The organism is Desulfatitalea alkaliphila (assembly GCF_022968795.1).
Lineage (GTDB): Bacteria > Desulfobacterota > Desulfobacteria > Desulfobacterales > Desulfosarcinaceae > Desulfatitalea > Desulfatitalea alkaliphila.
Genome location: NZ_JALJRB010000006.1, coordinates 39288 through 55000 on the forward strand (window position 1 = coordinate 39288; position 15713 = coordinate 55000).

14 protein-coding genes are annotated in these 15713 nt (G+C 61.7%); 4 read left to right on the plus strand and 10 right to left on the minus strand.

Going from position 1 to position 15713, the window contains the following annotated elements:
- Positions 1-3: 3 nt before the first annotated feature.
- From MRX98_RS07095 to MRX98_RS07105, 3 genes are read left to right on the plus strand one after another with little or no spacing between them, the layout of a single operon-like run.
- Positions 4-2367, plus strand: coding sequence for an ABC transporter permease (locus MRX98_RS07095; RefSeq protein WP_246904430.1), 2364 nt, complete (start codon positions 4-6; stop codon positions 2365-2367).
- Entirely contained in the window at positions 2368-3570 is a 1203-nt protein-coding gene (locus MRX98_RS07100; protein WP_246904434.1) for an efflux RND transporter periplasmic adaptor subunit, read from the plus strand. It abuts the gene before it with no gap.
- A 56-nt stretch (positions 3571-3626) separates the two neighbouring features.
- On the plus strand, positions 3627-5384 hold the full coding sequence (locus MRX98_RS07105; RefSeq protein ID WP_246904437.1) for a carboxylesterase/lipase family protein: 1758 nt from the start codon (positions 3627-3629) through the stop codon (positions 5382-5384).
- A 122-nt stretch (positions 5385-5506) separates the two neighbouring features.
- On the opposite strand, the gene MRX98_RS07110 is transcribed toward MRX98_RS07105, so the two are convergent.
- Positions 5507-6451, minus strand: coding sequence for a dienelactone hydrolase family protein (locus tag MRX98_RS07110; RefSeq protein ID WP_246904439.1), 945 nt, complete (start codon positions 6449-6451; stop codon positions 5507-5509).
- A gap of 854 nt (positions 6452-7305) precedes the next feature.
- On the opposite strand from MRX98_RS07110, the gene MRX98_RS07115 reads away from it, so the two are divergent.
- The gene (locus MRX98_RS07115; protein ID WP_246904442.1) at positions 7306-7737 is read left to right on the plus strand and encodes a zinc ribbon domain-containing protein; all 432 of its coding nucleotides are present in this window, start codon (positions 7306-7308) and stop codon (positions 7735-7737) included.
- Positions 7738-7782: 45 nt separating this feature from the next.
- Here the strand turns inward: MRX98_RS07115 and MRX98_RS07120 are convergent, their stop codons facing one another.
- From MRX98_RS07120 to MRX98_RS07160, 9 genes are all read right to left on the minus strand, one after another.
- Positions 7783-8628, minus strand: a complete 846-nt coding sequence (locus MRX98_RS07120; RefSeq protein WP_246904445.1) for a sugar phosphate isomerase/epimerase family protein — start codon at positions 8626-8628, stop codon at positions 7783-7785.
- 83 nt (positions 8629-8711) lie between these two features.
- A complete protein-coding gene (locus MRX98_RS07125; RefSeq protein ID WP_246904448.1) occupies positions 8712-9872 on the minus strand; it encodes an inositol-3-phosphate synthase in 1161 nt (386 codons plus the stop codon).
- A 215-nt stretch (positions 9873-10087) separates the two neighbouring features.
- Positions 10088-10621, minus strand: coding sequence for a bacterioferritin (locus MRX98_RS07130; RefSeq protein WP_246904449.1), 534 nt, complete (start codon positions 10619-10621; stop codon positions 10088-10090).
- Positions 10622-10717: 96 nt separating this feature from the next.
- Positions 10718-11212 carry a chorismate mutase gene (aroH, locus tag MRX98_RS07135; protein WP_246904452.1) on the minus strand — a complete coding sequence of 165 codons (495 nt, stop codon included), beginning with the start codon at positions 11210-11212 and terminating at the stop codon, positions 10718-10720.
- Positions 11213-11281: 69 nt separating this feature from the next.
- Positions 11282-11992, minus strand: coding sequence for a YybH family protein (locus MRX98_RS07140; protein ID WP_246904456.1), 711 nt, complete (start codon positions 11990-11992; stop codon positions 11282-11284).
- Positions 11982-13427, minus strand: coding sequence for a 4-hydroxyphenylacetate 3-hydroxylase family protein (locus MRX98_RS07145; protein WP_281432243.1), 1446 nt, complete (start codon positions 13425-13427; stop codon positions 11982-11984). The genes MRX98_RS07140 and MRX98_RS07145 overlap by 11 nt, the downstream gene beginning before the upstream one ends.
- A gap of 194 nt (positions 13428-13621) precedes the next feature.
- On the minus strand, positions 13622-14029 hold the full coding sequence (vapC, locus tag MRX98_RS07150) for a type II toxin-antitoxin system VapC family toxin (RefSeq protein WP_246904459.1): 408 nt from the start codon (positions 14027-14029) through the stop codon (positions 13622-13624).
- Entirely contained in the window at positions 14026-14229 is a 204-nt protein-coding gene (locus MRX98_RS07155; RefSeq protein WP_246904461.1) for a type II toxin-antitoxin system VapB family antitoxin, read from the minus strand. The genes vapC and MRX98_RS07155 overlap by 4 nt, the downstream gene beginning before the upstream one ends.
- Positions 14230-14572: 343 nt before the next feature.
- A complete protein-coding gene (locus tag MRX98_RS07160) occupies positions 14573-15445 on the minus strand; it encodes a 3-hydroxyacyl-CoA dehydrogenase family protein (protein WP_246904464.1) in 873 nt (290 codons plus the stop codon).
- Between the last annotated feature and the right edge of the window lie 268 nt (positions 15446-15713).

The following is a 15713-nucleotide window of genomic DNA, read 5'->3' on the forward strand; positions in this document are numbered from 1 at the left end:
CCAATGAAGGCGATCGACCGCAAAATGGTGCGCGATTTGTGGGGCATGCGGGGGCAGGCCCTGGCCATCGCCTTCGTGTTTCTCAGCGGCGTGGCGGCTTTCGTTTCCATGACCAGCGTGATGGACGCGCTGCAGCGGACCCTGCACGCCTACTATGTGGACCATCGCTTCGCCGACGGGTTCGCCACGGTGCGCCGTGCGCCGGAACGACTGCTGGCGCAGATCCGCGAGACGCCCGGAATCAACAGCGTGCAATCGCGGGTGGCGGCCGGCGTGAATCTGACCATTCCCGGTTTCGACGAGCCGGTTTCCGGTTTGATCGTATCGTTGCCCGAGGGGCGCCAGCCGGATCTGAACCGTTTGTTTGTGCGGGAGGGCCGGCTGGTGGCCCCGGGCCGTGAGAACGAGGTGGTGCTCAACGAGCCATTCGCCGAGGCCCACGACTTGCGCCCCGGGGACCGGATCACGGCGATTCTCAACGGCCGGTACACCCCATTGCAGGTGGTGGGCATCGCTCTGTCGCCCGAGTTTCTGATGCAGATCCAACCCGGGTCGCTCTTTCCCGATCCCCGGCGCTACGGTGTGATGTGGATGGGGCGTGACGCCCTGGGCGCCGCCTTCGACATGGAGGGTGCCTTCAACGATCTGGCTTTCACCCTGGCACCCGGCGCCGATCCGGATGCGGTCATCGCCCGGCTGGACGCGCTGTTGCAGCGGTACGGCGGGCAGGGGGCCTACGGCCGGGCGGACCATCCCTCCCACTTTTTCATCACCGAGGAGTTTCGCCAACTGGAGCAAACGGCTACCGTCCTTCCCTTGATTTTTCTGGCGGTGGCCGCCTTTCTGCTCAACATCGTGGTCGCCCGGCTCATCGCCCTGCAGCGGGAACAGATCGCGGTGCTCAAGGCTTTCGGCTACACCAACCGGGATGTGGGCGCGCATTACGCCAAGCTGGTGCTGCTGATCGCCCTGTTGGGCGCCGCGGGGGGCACGGTGCTGGGCCATTGGATGGGCGCGGGGCTCGGCAACCTCTACCTGGAATATTACCGCTTCCCCTTTCTGCACTACAGCTTGCCGCCCGCCGTGGTGGCCACGGCCGTCGGCCTGACCGTCGCCGCCGCCCTGGTCGGCGTGCTGCAGGCGGTGCGCCGCGCGGTGCGATTACCCCCGGCCGAGGCCATGCGGCCCGCGCCGCCGGCTGTCTATCGCACCACCCTCGTGGAGCGGCTGGGACTGCAACGTTTTTTCGATCCGCCGACCCGGATGATCCTGCGCAATTTCGAACGCCGTCCGCTCAAGGCGTTCCTGACCATCCTGGGCATCTCCAGCTCCTGCGCCATTCTGATCATGGGGCTGTTCTTCGGCGATTCCTTCGACTACGTGACCCGGGTGCAATTCGGCATCGCCCAGCGCGAAAACCTGACGGTCACCTTCACCGAGCCCACTTCCACCGCAGCGCTCTATGAACTGGCAAGCCTGCCCGGTGTGCTGCACGCCGAGCCGTTCCGCACGGTGCCGGTGCGCCTGCGGCACGCGCACCGCAGCTATCAAACGGCCATCGAAGGGATCACCGCCGCACCCTATTTGCGCCGCCCCGTGGACATCGATCTGCAACCGTTGACGGTGCCGCCCGAAGGCCTGGTGCTCACCGAGCGGTTGGCGCAAATTTTGGGTGTCCAGGCGGGTGACGAGGTGCTCGTGGAGGTGCAGGAAGGCCGCCGCCGGACCCGCGCCGTGCCCGTTGCCGGCCTGACCCGGCAGTTCATCGGCCTGGCGGCTTACATGGACATGGCGGCCCTCAATCGGCTGGCCGGCATGGGCCAGGCCCTATCCGGCGCCTATCTGATGATCGACAAGGACCGGGAAGCGGATTTGACGCGCACCCTCACGGATCGCCCGCGGGTGGCCGCTATCATGTCCCGGGAACGGGCCATTGCGGCCTTTCGCGAAACCACCGCCAAGACCATGCTGACCTATACCTTCATCTTGAGTCTGTTCGCCGGCGTCATCGCCTTCGGCGTGGTATACAACAGCGCCCGGATTTCGCTTTCCGAACGGGATCGCGAACTGGCCAGTTTGCGGGTGCTCGGGCTCACCAGGGGTGAAGTGGCCTACATCCTGCTGGGTGAACTGGCGGTGTTGACCCTGCTGGCCATCCCCCTGGGCTTTTTGCTGGGTGCCGGGGCCGGCGCGGCCATGGTTCAAGCGATGCAGACGGACATGTATCAGTTGCCCTTTGTGCTGGGTCGGCGTACACTCGCATTGGCCGCCGCCGTCGTGCTCGCGGCGGCACTGGTTTCCGCCCTGATCATCAACCGAAGGCTCAACAGGCTGGATCTGATCGGCGTGTTGAAAACGAGAGCGTAAATGAGCAGACCCATCCGCAAACGAGTGATGTTGATCCTTTTGAGCGTACTTGTCGCCGCGGCGCTGGTCTACAGTTTCCTGCCCACGGCCTTGCCGGTGCGCACCGCCGTGATTCAGGCCGCACCATTGCAAGTGATCATCGAGGAAGAAGGGGAGACAAGGGTCCTGGACAACTATGTCATCTCTTCGCCGGTGACCGCATTCATCCGCCGGATTCCGTGGGAGGCGGGCGACGCGGTCGAGCAGGGGCAGGCCCTGGTGCAGGTCGAGCCGCCACGCGCCTTGCTTCTGGATGCGCGCACGCAACAAGAGGCCCGGGCCCGGGTACAGGCCGCCGCAAGCACACTGCAACGGACCCGCGAAGAGTTGCCGGCGGCGGAGGCGGCCGCGCGTTTGGCCGCCCGGGAACTGGCGCGGACCGAAACTCTTTTTCGCGACGACATCGCCACCCGACAGATGCTGGATGCTGCGCGGACAACGGCCGAGCAGGCCAATGCCGCCCTGGCGGCCGCCCATGCCCTGACGGCAACGGCCCGTGCCGAGCTCGCGGCGGCCCGGGCCGCTTTGCAAGGCGGCTCGGAGGGCAGCGCCGGGCAGCCGGTGGCGGAAGTGCTGCGTGCACCGGTCACCGGCCGTGTGCTGGCCGTCCATCGTCGCAGCGAGGGACTCGTGAACCCGGGGGAACCGCTGCTGGAAATCGGCGACCCGGGCCGCCTCGAGGTGTGGACCGATGTGCTGTCCCAGGATGCCGTGCGCATCATGCCCGGCGTGCGGGTGCTGTTCGATCAGTGGGGCGGTGAAGAACCGCTGGAAGGCGTGGTCAAGCGGGTGGCGCCCTTTGGTTTCACCAAGGTGTCGGCCCTCGGGGTGGAAGAACAGCGCGTGACGGTGGTGGCGGACCTGCTGTCCCCCTTCGAACGGTGGGCCCACCTCGGCGCCGGTTACCGCGTGCTGTCGCGGTTTGTGGTGTGGGAGGACGATGCGGTGCGCCAGGCGCCCGCCGGCGCCCTCTTCCGCACCCAAGAGGGCTGGGCGGCCTTCACCGTGGAAGAGAACAGGGCGGTTCGTAAAACGGTTACCCCGGGCCGGCGGGCGGGTCTCGTCGTGCAGGTGCGCGACGGCCTCGAGGAGGGGGATGTGGTTATCGTGCATCCGGACGGATCCCTCAAGGCGGGGATGCGGGTCCGCGCGCAACCCGATTGAGAAGGAGGCCATTGAAAATACTTTTATCCATCCATATCAAAAGGAGACACTCCGTAATGCCGAAGAGAACAGGAAGTGGTGCAAGGGTTTGGGCTGCAACAGCTATTTTACTATTCATGAGCTTGTTGATCGGCTGCGCCGGTCAGCAAGGCCTTTCATCGACCGCAGCACAAGATGCGGCCATCGAAGCGTCCCTTTTGGCCCGGGATACCGCCGAAGGGGTGGTTCTCGGACAGGTGGACGAGGCCGGCGACACCCTCGTCTGGAAAGGGATCCCCTATGCCCGGCCGCCGGTCGAAGCGTTGCGCTGGCGGGCGCCCCAGTCGCCGGAGCGAAGGGCCGAGCCGCTGGTGGCGGATGAGTTTTGTCAATTGTGCCCGCAATATATCGATCACGACCGCAATCCCGCCACACCCCAGGTGATCGTCGGCGGGGAGGACTGCCTTTACCTGAACATCTGGTCCCCGGCCCAAAGCGATGGGCCATTGCCGGTATTTTTCTGGATCCACGGTGGCGGCAACAGCATTCAATGGCCCTTGTTGTCCCGACAGACCGGTGGTTTTCTCGCTGATCGGGGCAACATGGTGGTGGTAACGGCCAGCTATCGTCTGGGTCCCATGGGATTCTGGCACCATCCCGCCCTCAAAACCGGCGATCCGGCGGAAGATTCCGGCAATTTCGCCACTTTGGATCTGATCCAGGCGTTGAAATGGGTGCGCACCAATATCGCTCATTTCGGCGGCGATCCCGACAATGTCACCATCGCCGGGGAATCGGCCGGTGGCCAAAATGTGTTCTCCCTGCTCGTATCGCCTCTGGCGCAGGGTTTGTTTCACCGCGCGATATCCCAAAGCGGCGTGGTGCGCCATTTTTCTCCGACGCAAGGCACCGCCCATGTGGATACCGTGCTGGCCAAGCGGTTGGTGCACGAGGGCAAGGCGGCCGATGCGGCAGCGGCCAAAGAGATGTTGGCCGGCATGAGCCTGTCGGCGGTTGCCGATTGGATGCGCGCCATGGCGCCGCAGGCCTTTTTGGAAATGTATCCTGAAGGCAAGGCGGCCGGCATGCTTCGGTTGCCGACCTGCTTTATCGATGGTCATGTGTTGCCCACAGGGTTTTATGACGCCTGGGCCGCCGGCGCTTACAACAAAGTGCCCTTGATCGTAGGTACCAACAAAGAGGAAACCAAGCTGTTTCTGCGCCTGGTTCCCCCCTTCGGCCAATGGCGCCAGGATTATTCGCTGTTCACCGATCCGGTAAAAGAAGCCTTGTATCAGTCGGTTGCCGAATACCAGAGCGATGGTTGGCGGGTGATGGCCGTGGATGAGGTGGCCCGCTTGCTGTCCGACCCGTCCGGCCAGCCCGATCTGTTCGCCTATCATTTCCTGTGGGGCGCCGGCGCGGGCAACACTGTGATCGCATCGCCCTTGAACCTGTTGCTGGGCGCGTGTCACGCCATGGAGATCGATTTTGTCTTCGGCACCGAGAATGCATCCCTGGGCGCCCTGGTCTTCACGGCGCGCAATCGTGCGGGGCGCATCGCCCTTTCCAACGCCATGATGGACTACTGGTCCGCCTTTGCCCATGCCGGCAATCCCAACCCGGAGGAAACACGGTTGCCTGCGTGGCTGCCGTGGTCCAATGCCCAGGATGGACCCAAGGTGATGCTGCTGGATGCGGATCTGGAAACGGCCCATATCCGGATGAGTTCAGAAGAGATGTCCAACGCAACCATCGAGGCCGCTCTGCAGGCCGAACCGCGGCGGGACGACATTCAGCCGTTCTGGGATGCATCTCCTTTCAGGATGCGATGACCCGCTGACCCATGGCGGGAAACAATACCAGGGGGTGCCGGTGAATCACCGGCACCCCCTGGTGTTTCAAGCCTTACCGGCCTGCGAATCGTGGGCCGGTAACACATGGGATGGCCATTTGACTATCGAACGCGGATGTTGGTTTCCCAGTCGGAGGCGTTGCGCGGTTCCTGCACGATGAATTCGCCCCAGCGTGTATCGCCTTCGAGAAAGGTTTTCTGAAAGGCCAGCGCCAGTTCGGCCGCTGCATTGCCGGGCTGGGTGGGGGTCATCCAGGACATGTGGCCCACACCGCGGACTTCATAGAGGATTTTGGGGATGTTGTTGGCAATGGCGTCATAGACACCGGAGGACTGCCCCATGCCGCCCAGGATCGTCATGTCGGTGGCACCGTTCATGATCAGGGTCGGGCACTTGATGTTGCCGCCCCTGGCATCCCGATCCAAGGCCGTGGCGTTGTGTCCCGCAAGGGACATGGCGCTTTTGAGGCCCGCGACTTTGGAAGCGTTGATCCAGGTGGCGCCGCCGCCCATGGACCAGCCCATGACGCCGAAGCGGTTGGACAGCTTGCCCTGCAGCGGGCTGCCGGAGCGGGTGTGCTCGGCTTTGAGGGCGTCAAGGGCGTCGCGTTGCTGATCATCCCTGGAATCGACCGTGTCCATGGTGGTGGTGGTGCTCATGGTGACCAGCACGATGCCGTGGGAAGCGAAGAAGGGCCCCCAGGCGGCCAGCATGGACTCGGTGCCGGTGTAGGGCGGGCAGTAGACGATGCCGGCAAAGGGCGGCTCTGCATTGGTCGGGTAGTAGACCGTGGCGCCCGCGCGATAGCTGGTGCGGGGCAGGTTGTAGCTGGTATAGCGGTAGGGGCCGTTGCGATAGGAGGATTGGGTGGGCGCATCGCCCCGGCAGATGCAGTCTGCGCAGCAGGCGGTGTTGGTGTCGATTTCGACGCCGGGACTCGTGGTGCCCGGATCGCAGGCGAAGACCAGGCCCGACAACAGCAGGCACATCATGACCAAAAGGGAATTGCGCGTCAACGATTTGTGGTGCGAAGCATTTCTTTTCATCTTTTTCTTCTCTCTTTCTCTGTTTTTTGGTGGGCATTTGTTGGGTTAATATCCAATGATTGTGTTTAAAGGTTGCAACACTTCTTGGCATCACCTCCTTTCATCTGAAGCGGCCCTGGGACCGGCGTATCGATCCGGGGGGGGGGCGGCGCCGCGCGGCAAGCGCGTTGCGGCACGGCGGTGAATGGGACGCGTCGATTTAGGTGTCAAGGGCCGCGGTGGCAGGGGCGCGCAGATGGGGTCGGGCCGTAGCAAATGTCAGGGGGCAGAGGGGAAAGCGGACGCAATCGTCAATCAGAGCGCAACGGCGTAGTGTCGCTATCGGTTCGTGTCCTTGGCGCCGGGAGTTGCAGGAAACCGTCGTTGGATGCGAAGGCAAAGGGGGATCGCAGCATATGTGGCGAGGGTAATTAGCCGAAGCGCATTGCGGATCGGTAGGGCCGGCCCTCGGCAGGGGCCGGGGATTCGGCAAGGGCCAGAAGGTTCGCCGGTTTGGGCCGGCAGGACGGCTGAACGGTGTTGCATGGAATGCATTGCATTGCTTAAACCTCACAAAGATGGCGGTGGCCGTATAGCAATCGGCGAGGCAGGCGAGCCACCTGTCTCAAGCAGGACGCAACGCTAACAAAACCGCGGCTGCCTGACAATCAGGGCAACCCCTAAAAACCACTGTTGAAAAGCCTGATTTCCCATTGCCGGTCCGGATGGGAGAATCCCGGACATACGGTCTGTTTGCCTTGACACGAGGGATCCCCCTGAATAAAACCGGCAAGGACGATAGCCCTGGTGCAAGGATGACCCATGCCCATTTTTAACCGGGTGCCACCAACGGCACCCCTTCAGGAGTTTCAGAGATGATTTGTCCCAAGTGCGACCGGCAGCTGCAGGACGATGCACGATTTTGCCCGGAATGCGGCGCCTATGTGCCCCCCGCGGGGGAAACGCAAGCGGACCGTGCAACCGGTCCGTCCGGTGGGCCGGGCGGCCGTGTCGACATGATCCATCCGCGTGTCCCGCCCCGTTCGCCGCATATATGCTGGTGGAACTTGCTGGTGTCCGGTCTGGCGCAGATGATTCACGGCCAGATGGGCAAAGGCGTGCTCTGGCTGTCTCTGACCATCGCTTCCAACATGTTGTTCCCGCTGCTGCTGGCGGTGATCATCGGCATCGCTTCGGTGGTCGACGCCTTCATGGTCGGCAAAACCCTGCAAAAAGGGGTTCCGGTAGGCAAGTGGGAGTGGTTTCCCAAAGCGGATGGCCGAGTGCCACTGCGGCCTTCCCGATAGTACAATTGCTTTTGCGGCAGTGGCGATTCGGGCCTCCGGCGCTTTTTATGCGAGCAGTCCCGCCGCCGCCATCAGCGGCTGGAGGTGGGCCAGGCTCTCTTTGCCGGCCGCCTCGGGACGGTCGGTGTAGGGGTAGAGTTCCAGGCTGATGTCGCGTTGATACCCCAAGGCGGCCATGGTGCGGAAGACCGAGGGGAAGTCGATGGCCCCCTGGCCGGCGATCAGATGGTTGTGGCGGCGATCGGGGGCGATGTCTTCGATGTGCATGTGCCCCACCCATTCGAACAATTCTTCCAGGGCGGCGGCCGGGTCTTCGCCGGCGCAGAAGAAGTGGCCGATGTCGAAGTTGATGCCCACCGCGGCGCAGCGGATATCCTGCACGAACGGCTTGATTTCGGCGGTGCGTTCCATGAGCAGGTCGGGTTCCGGCTCGATGAGCAACTGCACGCCCAGCGCCTCGGCCCGGGGGATCACCTGGTCCAGGCCGCGGTGAAACAGCGCCAGGGATTCTTTGCGGGTGAAGCTTTTCTCCAGGGGGCCGCCCGGAGGCACGGAGATGTTGGCACATCCCAGAAAGGCGGCGATCTCCAGGCAGGCCAGGGTGTGGTCGATGCGCATCTGCCGCCGCTCGGCCTGCGGTTCGATCCAGGAAGGCAGGTAGGTGTCGCCCACGGCGAACAGGGTGAAGCTGTTGAGATTGGTCGGCTTGAGGTTGCCGGCCGCCAGGCGGGCTTTGACTTCTTCCAGACGAGGGGCAGGATAGTCCGGCGGGTAGAGATGGGGCTGGTCGCACATGATTTCCACCCCCTTGAACCCCAGGGTGGCGATTTTGTCGAAGCTGTCCAGCAGGTCGAAGCGGACGAAAGCGTTGGTGCTGTATCCGAAAACCATAACGCATCCTTTCACGTACGATTGCATTTTTTTCACGTCGGGGCCGACCTGTGTGTCCGCCTGAAACGGTGTGGGGCGGATCCCTATTCGGCGGTGATGACCGCGGCCAGCCGGTCCAGGGCCGCCAACTGCTCCTGGAAAGTCAGCGGCGGGGACTCGCCCACCGGCTTCTTGAAGAAGAACCCCAGATCGGCGACCGGGCCACCGATACCGGCCGTCTTCAAGGCCGCGGCCCAGCGGGCCAGGTCGATCACCATGGGCGCGGCCAAAATGCTGTCGCGGCCCTGCAAGTTGAGGCGCAGACTCATGGGCAGGCCGAAGATCCCGGTGAAGTCGATCACGTCCCAGGCCTCCTTGGCGTCGCCCCGGGGTGGGTAGTAATCGATGTGCACCTTGTGGGTAGGCGCGTCGTAGCGCTCGCCCACCGGATAGCCCAGAATTTCGTCCAGCAGGCGCGTTTTGTTGTTGAGCTTGCCGCAGGCCCGCTCCGGGTCCATCAGGTTCCGGCCGTCGCTGTTGCCCAGGATGTTGAGGCTGTACCAACCGTCCACATAAAGGGCCCGCGCCTTGAGGGCCGACGCCAGCACCACCTTGAAGTAGGTCTGCCCGGTCTTGCCGTCCCGCCCGGCCATGGGAATGCCGCGCCGCCGCGCCTCGACGCAGATGGTCGGCAGCTCGATGGTGTTGGGACTGAAATTGACCATGGGCACACCTGTTTCCAGGGCGGCCAGGGTGTAGGCCAGGTCGGGGGCAAGTCCCGCTGCGGGCAACTGCAGCAGGTCGTTCAGTGTTGGGGTGTCGGGGCCGAGGATTGGATCACAAGCCGCCGGCAGCAGGTTGACCCACACCGGTCGGGCCTCGGGATGACGGGCCATGAAATTGCGCATGTCATCGGCGATGGACGCCACCTGGTCGGCCAGGAGCAAAGCGCCGTCCGGCGGCCGCCGGATGTCCAGGGCGTCGAGAAAGGCGCCGTGGCCTTGCCATACCGCCGCCGGTACCACGCCGTGGTGTTGCACGGCGGCGCTCAGGGGACCGTCCATCGGATCCCAGCCGGCCAGGTGGAGCCGCAGGCGTTCCGCCGCCAACGGCGGCATTGTCGTGGTGGTCAAGCTGGAGAGCACGGAGCGGGCTTCTTGCTGCAACTCGGCCGCCGCCACGGCCACGGTGGAGGCGATGGCGCCTTTGGCGCCGGCGCACATCAGCAAAAGTTCACGGCATGGGTCTTCCAGGCGATGGGTCATGGCAAACGGTTCCGCAAGGCGTTGTGAGGGTTGAGGCGCCGGTCCGACGGGAGCATCCAACGGTTGCCGAAGGGGCGCGTCCGCATGCACTCGAATCAAACGGTCACATTAAAGAGTGGTCGCGTTTTTGTCAAGGAATGGGAGGATTAATACAACAGGGCGCCCCCGGTTGAGGGGCGCCCTGTTGTATTTAGAGGGTCAGGTGAATGCGGCCGTTATGCGCCGCCGGTGACGAATCCCTTGGAGGGGGCGCCGGTGGATGACGGCGTGCCGGCTTTTTGGGCCAGGTAGGTGGCGCCCAGGCTCTGGATGTGTTCGCCGACGTTGTCGAAGTGGTTGAAGTGGGCCTGTTCCTCGTCGATGATGGTTTCAAAAAGTTGCATGCTGACACTGTCGCCGTTTTCGCGGCAAACCAGCAGAAACTGATTGTAGTTGTCGATGGTGGAGTCCTCGAGGTCGGCGTCGAAGGGGAAGATGGCTTCGACCTTCTGGCCCTTCTTGACCTTGGCCGCCGGATCGGTGACGGGTTCGCCGCCCAGCTCCTTGATCCGTTCGGCGAACATCTCGGCATGGCGCATTTCATCGATGGCGATCAGTTTGATGTCGCGGGCCAGCTCGCCGTAATCCATGTCGTCCAGGTTGTAGTGCTGGTTCATGTATTGGCCGATGGCGTGCAGCTCCATGGCGCGGGCTTTGTTCAATACTTCGATGACTTTTGCTTTTCTCTCTTTCCTGGCGGCTTTTTCCATGTCGCGTCCTCCTTCTTGGTGTCGGCAGATGATTGGTGGATGAATAAACCTCGGTGTTGTGAACCCATGATGACCTCCACGGCGTTACGGTCGGCACTACGCGTTGCCGTCGGGGTCGAACTTGAGCGCTTCCATGTCGATCTGGTGCAAAAATTCTTCCAGTTGTTCCAGCGGCACGGCCGGCATGCTCTTGCGGTCGGGGCGCAGGCGCTTGGCCTCCCGCAGGTAGACATGCACGATCTCCTTGACGCCGCAGGTGGTGTTCCAGTGGATCAGCACACGGATGCAGCGCGGCAGACCGCCGGGCACCGCCATCTCGTGGCCGCACAGCAGCGCGGCATCATACCACCCCAACTGACGGGCAGCCAGGGCCGGGTAGGTGGCGTTCAGGTCGGGGGTGGTGGTGAAGTAGGCGCTGGCCACATCCTCCGGTTGCATGTGGTTGGCCCGCATGATGACGAACAGCATCTCCCGCGTGGCCGTCAGGATGGACTCGCGGCTGTTTTTGGGCACCGTGGTGGCGCCGCGCACGCCCCGGCACAGGATGGGGCGGTCGCTGGAAGCCGCCGACGGGGAGTTCGAGTCGGGCATTCTTTTCTCCGTTGTTGCCATGATGACGCTCTGATTTTTACCAAAACCCGGGAAATTGGCAAGCCCCTTTTACAGCCGCATGGCGTGGCGTTGCCCGTCGATCTCCACGGTGGTCTGTGAGAAGGTGAGCTTGTTGATGATCTTGCCGTCTTTCAGGTGCATCACGTCGACCCCCTTGCGCCGCTCCAGACGGCCTTCATGCCCCTTGGTCGGGCAAGGCCACTCCAGCACCCAGCGGAAGAGCACCTTCTGGGCCGTTTCGTCGACAAACAGTTCTTCTTGCAGGAAGCGGAAGCCGCCGCCGGCGAACCAAGCGCGCCAGGCTTCGGCCAGGGCCGCCTTGCCCAAGGCCCTGCCGCCGGTCCAGTTCTCGAACACCACGTCATCGTGCATCAGGGCCATCACTCCGTCCAGGTCGTAGCGCGCCCAGGCGTCGTTCCATGTGTCCAGGGCCTTCAGGATCGCTTCCCGCGAAAGCTGCATGTCGGACTCCTTTCGTGCTGTCAGTGTCAAGATCCGCGCGATGACCCGTTCCGCCTCCGCGATACCGGTCACCGACAAAACGGTGGGTGCGCGGCAGTCGCTCAAATCGGCGCAGGCGGTGGGGCATCCGTGGATGGCCACGACCAGATCGAGATCCGCGCCGCGGGGCGATTCAAAGACCGTCCCGGGCCCCAATCGGTCGGCGATGTGCCGGGCCAGGGCCACCCGGTCGTAGTTCGGTCGGCAGCCGCCGCAATATTTGAGGCCGATGCGCAGCGGCCGCAGGTCAGGTTTCATCGATGCCGCAAAGCGCCTTGGCCGCCCGCTGCTTTTCCGCCATGTTGGCCAGGCGGGCGATCATGATGCGTTGGGCCTGGGGCGATCCGGCGCCGTGCATCGATTCGGTCAGGTACCCCACGGCGGCGGTACCTAGGGTCAGGTTTTCGATCAACCGCAGGATCCGCATGCGGTTCAGGGTGGGCACACTGCAATCGCCGGCGTAGTACTTTTCCAGCCACTTGCCGGTCAGGGGCGAGGCGAAATCGGCTTCGGCCGGCATGGTCACCATCAAGCCGCCGGCGATGTCCTGGGCCAGGCGGGCGACTTCGTAGGGAAAACGGGTCACGTTCTGTTTGTGTACATTGGCCAGCAGGGGGTCGACGATATAGGTGCCGCTGGGTGCCGCATGGCCTTCACCGGCGCAGGCGATGCAGCCGCAGTAGAGGGTCTCGTTGAGATGGTTCATCTCGATGAGTTTGTCCTTGATGTGGGAGGCCCGCTCGGCGCCGTTGTACTCCGCCGCCGTCTGGGCGGCGCCGATGAGCACATCCCCCACGCCCACCTTGCAGGCGTAGCTCTGGCGGTGGTAGGTGGCGAACTTCTCCACCAAACTGCCGGCAAAGGCATGCTCCTTGTACATGAACACCCGCTCCCAGGGCACGAAGACATCATCGAACACCACCAGCGCCTCGTGGCCGCCGAACAAGGGGTTGCCCCGGTCCATGCGCCCCTCTTCCAGTTTGCGCGTGTCGCAGGACTGGCGGCCCATGATGTACTTGATGCCCTCGGCGTCGCTGGGCAGAGCGAAAGAGACCGCATAGTCCCGATCCGCTTCCCGCATGGCCATGGTGGGCATCACGATGATCTCGTGGGAGTTGACCGCACCGGTCTGGTGGGCCTTGGCGCCCCGTACCACTATTCCGTCAGGTCGTTCCTCGACCACACGCAAGTAAAGGTCGGGGTCGTCCTGCTGGTGGGGCGGCAGGCGGCGGTTGCCCTTGGGGTCGGTCATGGCCCCGTCGCACACCAGGTCGTTGTCCTGCACATAGGTCAGGTACTGCTGGAAACGCTGGTAATATTCGGTGCCGTTGGCCTGGTCCATGTCGTAGGTGACGATGGACAAGGCGTTGAGAGCGTCCATGCCCACGCAGCGCTGAAAACAGCAGCCGGTGGCGCGTCCCAGCAACCGGCCCATCTTGCTTTTTTTGACCAGATCGTCCCGGTTCTGGTGAATGTGGGTGAAACGATTGATCCGTTTGCCCGTCAGGTGGGAAACAGCGGTCATGATGTCCTCATGCTCCGGCCGCTGAGCCAGGGCGTAGGTTTGGGCCACGGCGTTCATGGAAGGGCGGATGATGGGATCGTCCACCACGTTCGTGATGCGCTTGCCAAACATGTACACTTCCAGATTCAAGCGCCGCAAGCTGGCTTCATATTGTTCGGCGGTCATCATGGTTATTTCAAGGCCCCCTTTGTTTCTGTTCGGGTGGATGGTTTCGTCGTCGGGCGGGTAACGATGTTCACTATATGGATATCGGTGCTTGGCTGTCAAGGAGAGGCGTTTGTCGGGTTGGAAATAAAGAGTTTTAAGTTTTACGTGTTAAGTTTTAAGTTAATGAATTCTATAGATTATAGATGCCGGATGGCTCAACCATCTTCTTGTTTCAAGCGTTTAAGACCGAAATGATGTTCAATAGGAATGAAATCCTTGTCATTGTGAAGAAGCGGTATTTCATGTTCTATTGCTACTGCGGCAATCATACAATCAACAGACTTTCTTATCGTGATGCCTTTTCGACGTAGTGCACGATAAATTTCCGCTGAATTCAAAAATACAGAATGGGACATGGGAAGAAAAACAAGGTTGGCCATTAAGTCTTTGGTTTTTCGGAATTCAGCGTCATCTCTGATTCCCTGAAGAATTTCAGTCAGGATCACACCACAAAGACAAATATCTTCTCTTTCAGCGATGAGTTTTTCCAGGGTTTCTACATGAGGCTTACGGTTTGCTGCAAAAAAATCGATCCAGACAGTGGTATCAACCAAAACCATCATGAGCTTCGCCCCTTACGCCACTCCTCCAAGTCGCCGCTCCAATTGATGCCGCCCTTCAACTCCAGCAGTTTCGTTTGTTTTTCGTGCCTGAGCAACTCACGTAAAGCGTGATCGATCAAGGCTCTCTGGGTCTTTATGCCGGTTGCTTTCAGGCAATTATCGACCAATTTTTCATCAAGAAGGATATTGGTACGTTTCATGTCGGCACTCCCTAAAATTTTATTTCACGCAATACACATAATATAACAAATTAGGTGTATGGCAAGTATTTATAAGATAACAGCATGATCGGCGGTTTTTCCACTCATCGTAGGGGCACGGCATGCCGTGCCCGAACAGGTCCGATACCATCGATCACAGTATGCGCACCCCTTCGGCCATTTTGCCATGTAATGACTGTCGGATTTCAAGTCATTCCGAAGAAAAGCACTTGTGGTGGTCGAAGGTGTTGAGTTTGTTGAGTTTGTTGAGTTGCAAAAAAGCCGCCCGATCCGGGGATCGGGCGGCCGTGTGGTGCTGTGTGGTGTTTCGGGTGTGGCTGGCTTACTTCTTGGAGTAATCGTACCAGCCCTTGCCGGTCTTTTCGCCGTACTCGCCCTTGACGTATTTTTCCACCACGCTGGGGGAGGGCAGGTTTTCGCGGTCGCCGGTGGCGCGGAAGTTTTCCATGCCCATGATGTAGCTCAGGTCGATGCCCGTCAGGTCGTTGAGGCGGAAGGGGCCCATGGGATGGCCGGCGCCGTAGACGCACGCCTTGTCAATGTCTTCCACGGAGGCCACGCCCATGTCGAGAATCCAGAGCGATTCGCGGGCGATGGCGCGGAAAATGCGGTTGAGCAGGAAGCCGTCCACTTCCTTCTTCAGGTGCACGGGCACCTTCTCCAGTTTCTGGCACAGGGCCATGGAGATTTCGACGGTCTCGTCGGAGGTGTGGGGGCCCTGGACCACTTCCACCAGCTTCATGACCAGCGCCGGGTTGAAAAAGTGCAGGTTGACCACTTTTTCAGGGCGCTTGGTGGCATCGGCGATCTTGGAGCTGACGATGAAGGAGCTGTTGGTGGCCAGAATGGCGTGGGGCGGGGCCATCTTGTCCAGGTCGGCGAAAATCTTGCGCTTCAGATCGAGGATCTCCAACACCGCCTCGATGACGTAATCGGCATCCTTGACCGCATCCTTCAGGTCGCCGGTGAAGCGGATGTTGGCGCGGGCCTGATCGGCCTGCTCCTGGGTCATTTTCCCCTTGGCCACGCGGCCCGGCAGGTATTTGTCCACGAAGGCCTCGGCTTTTTTCAGCACTTCGTCCTTCACATCGGTGACCGCCACTTTGAAACCCTTGATGGCGCTGGCGAGGGCAATCTGGTGACCCATGTTTCCGGCACCGATCACGGCGATGTTTTTAACATCATCAATCTTCATTGTTCGCTCCTCCTTCTTGAAATGTGGTGTGAAATGAAAGCATGAACATCGGGGTATCGATTCTTCGGCCGACGTCGATTACGGCGCCATGGCCCGTTGCTTCGACCGGCCGCAAGCACCTGTGTCCGATTACCTTGGGCTGCTTGTGTGAAAACCGTTTCGAGCGCCACGGGAAGCAACGCCCCGCAAAGGCCGTTTGCCTTAATGGACATACCGAGCAAATGTTCGATTTCAATACACCACATGGTGTCCAAGGTCAAGGTCGGAT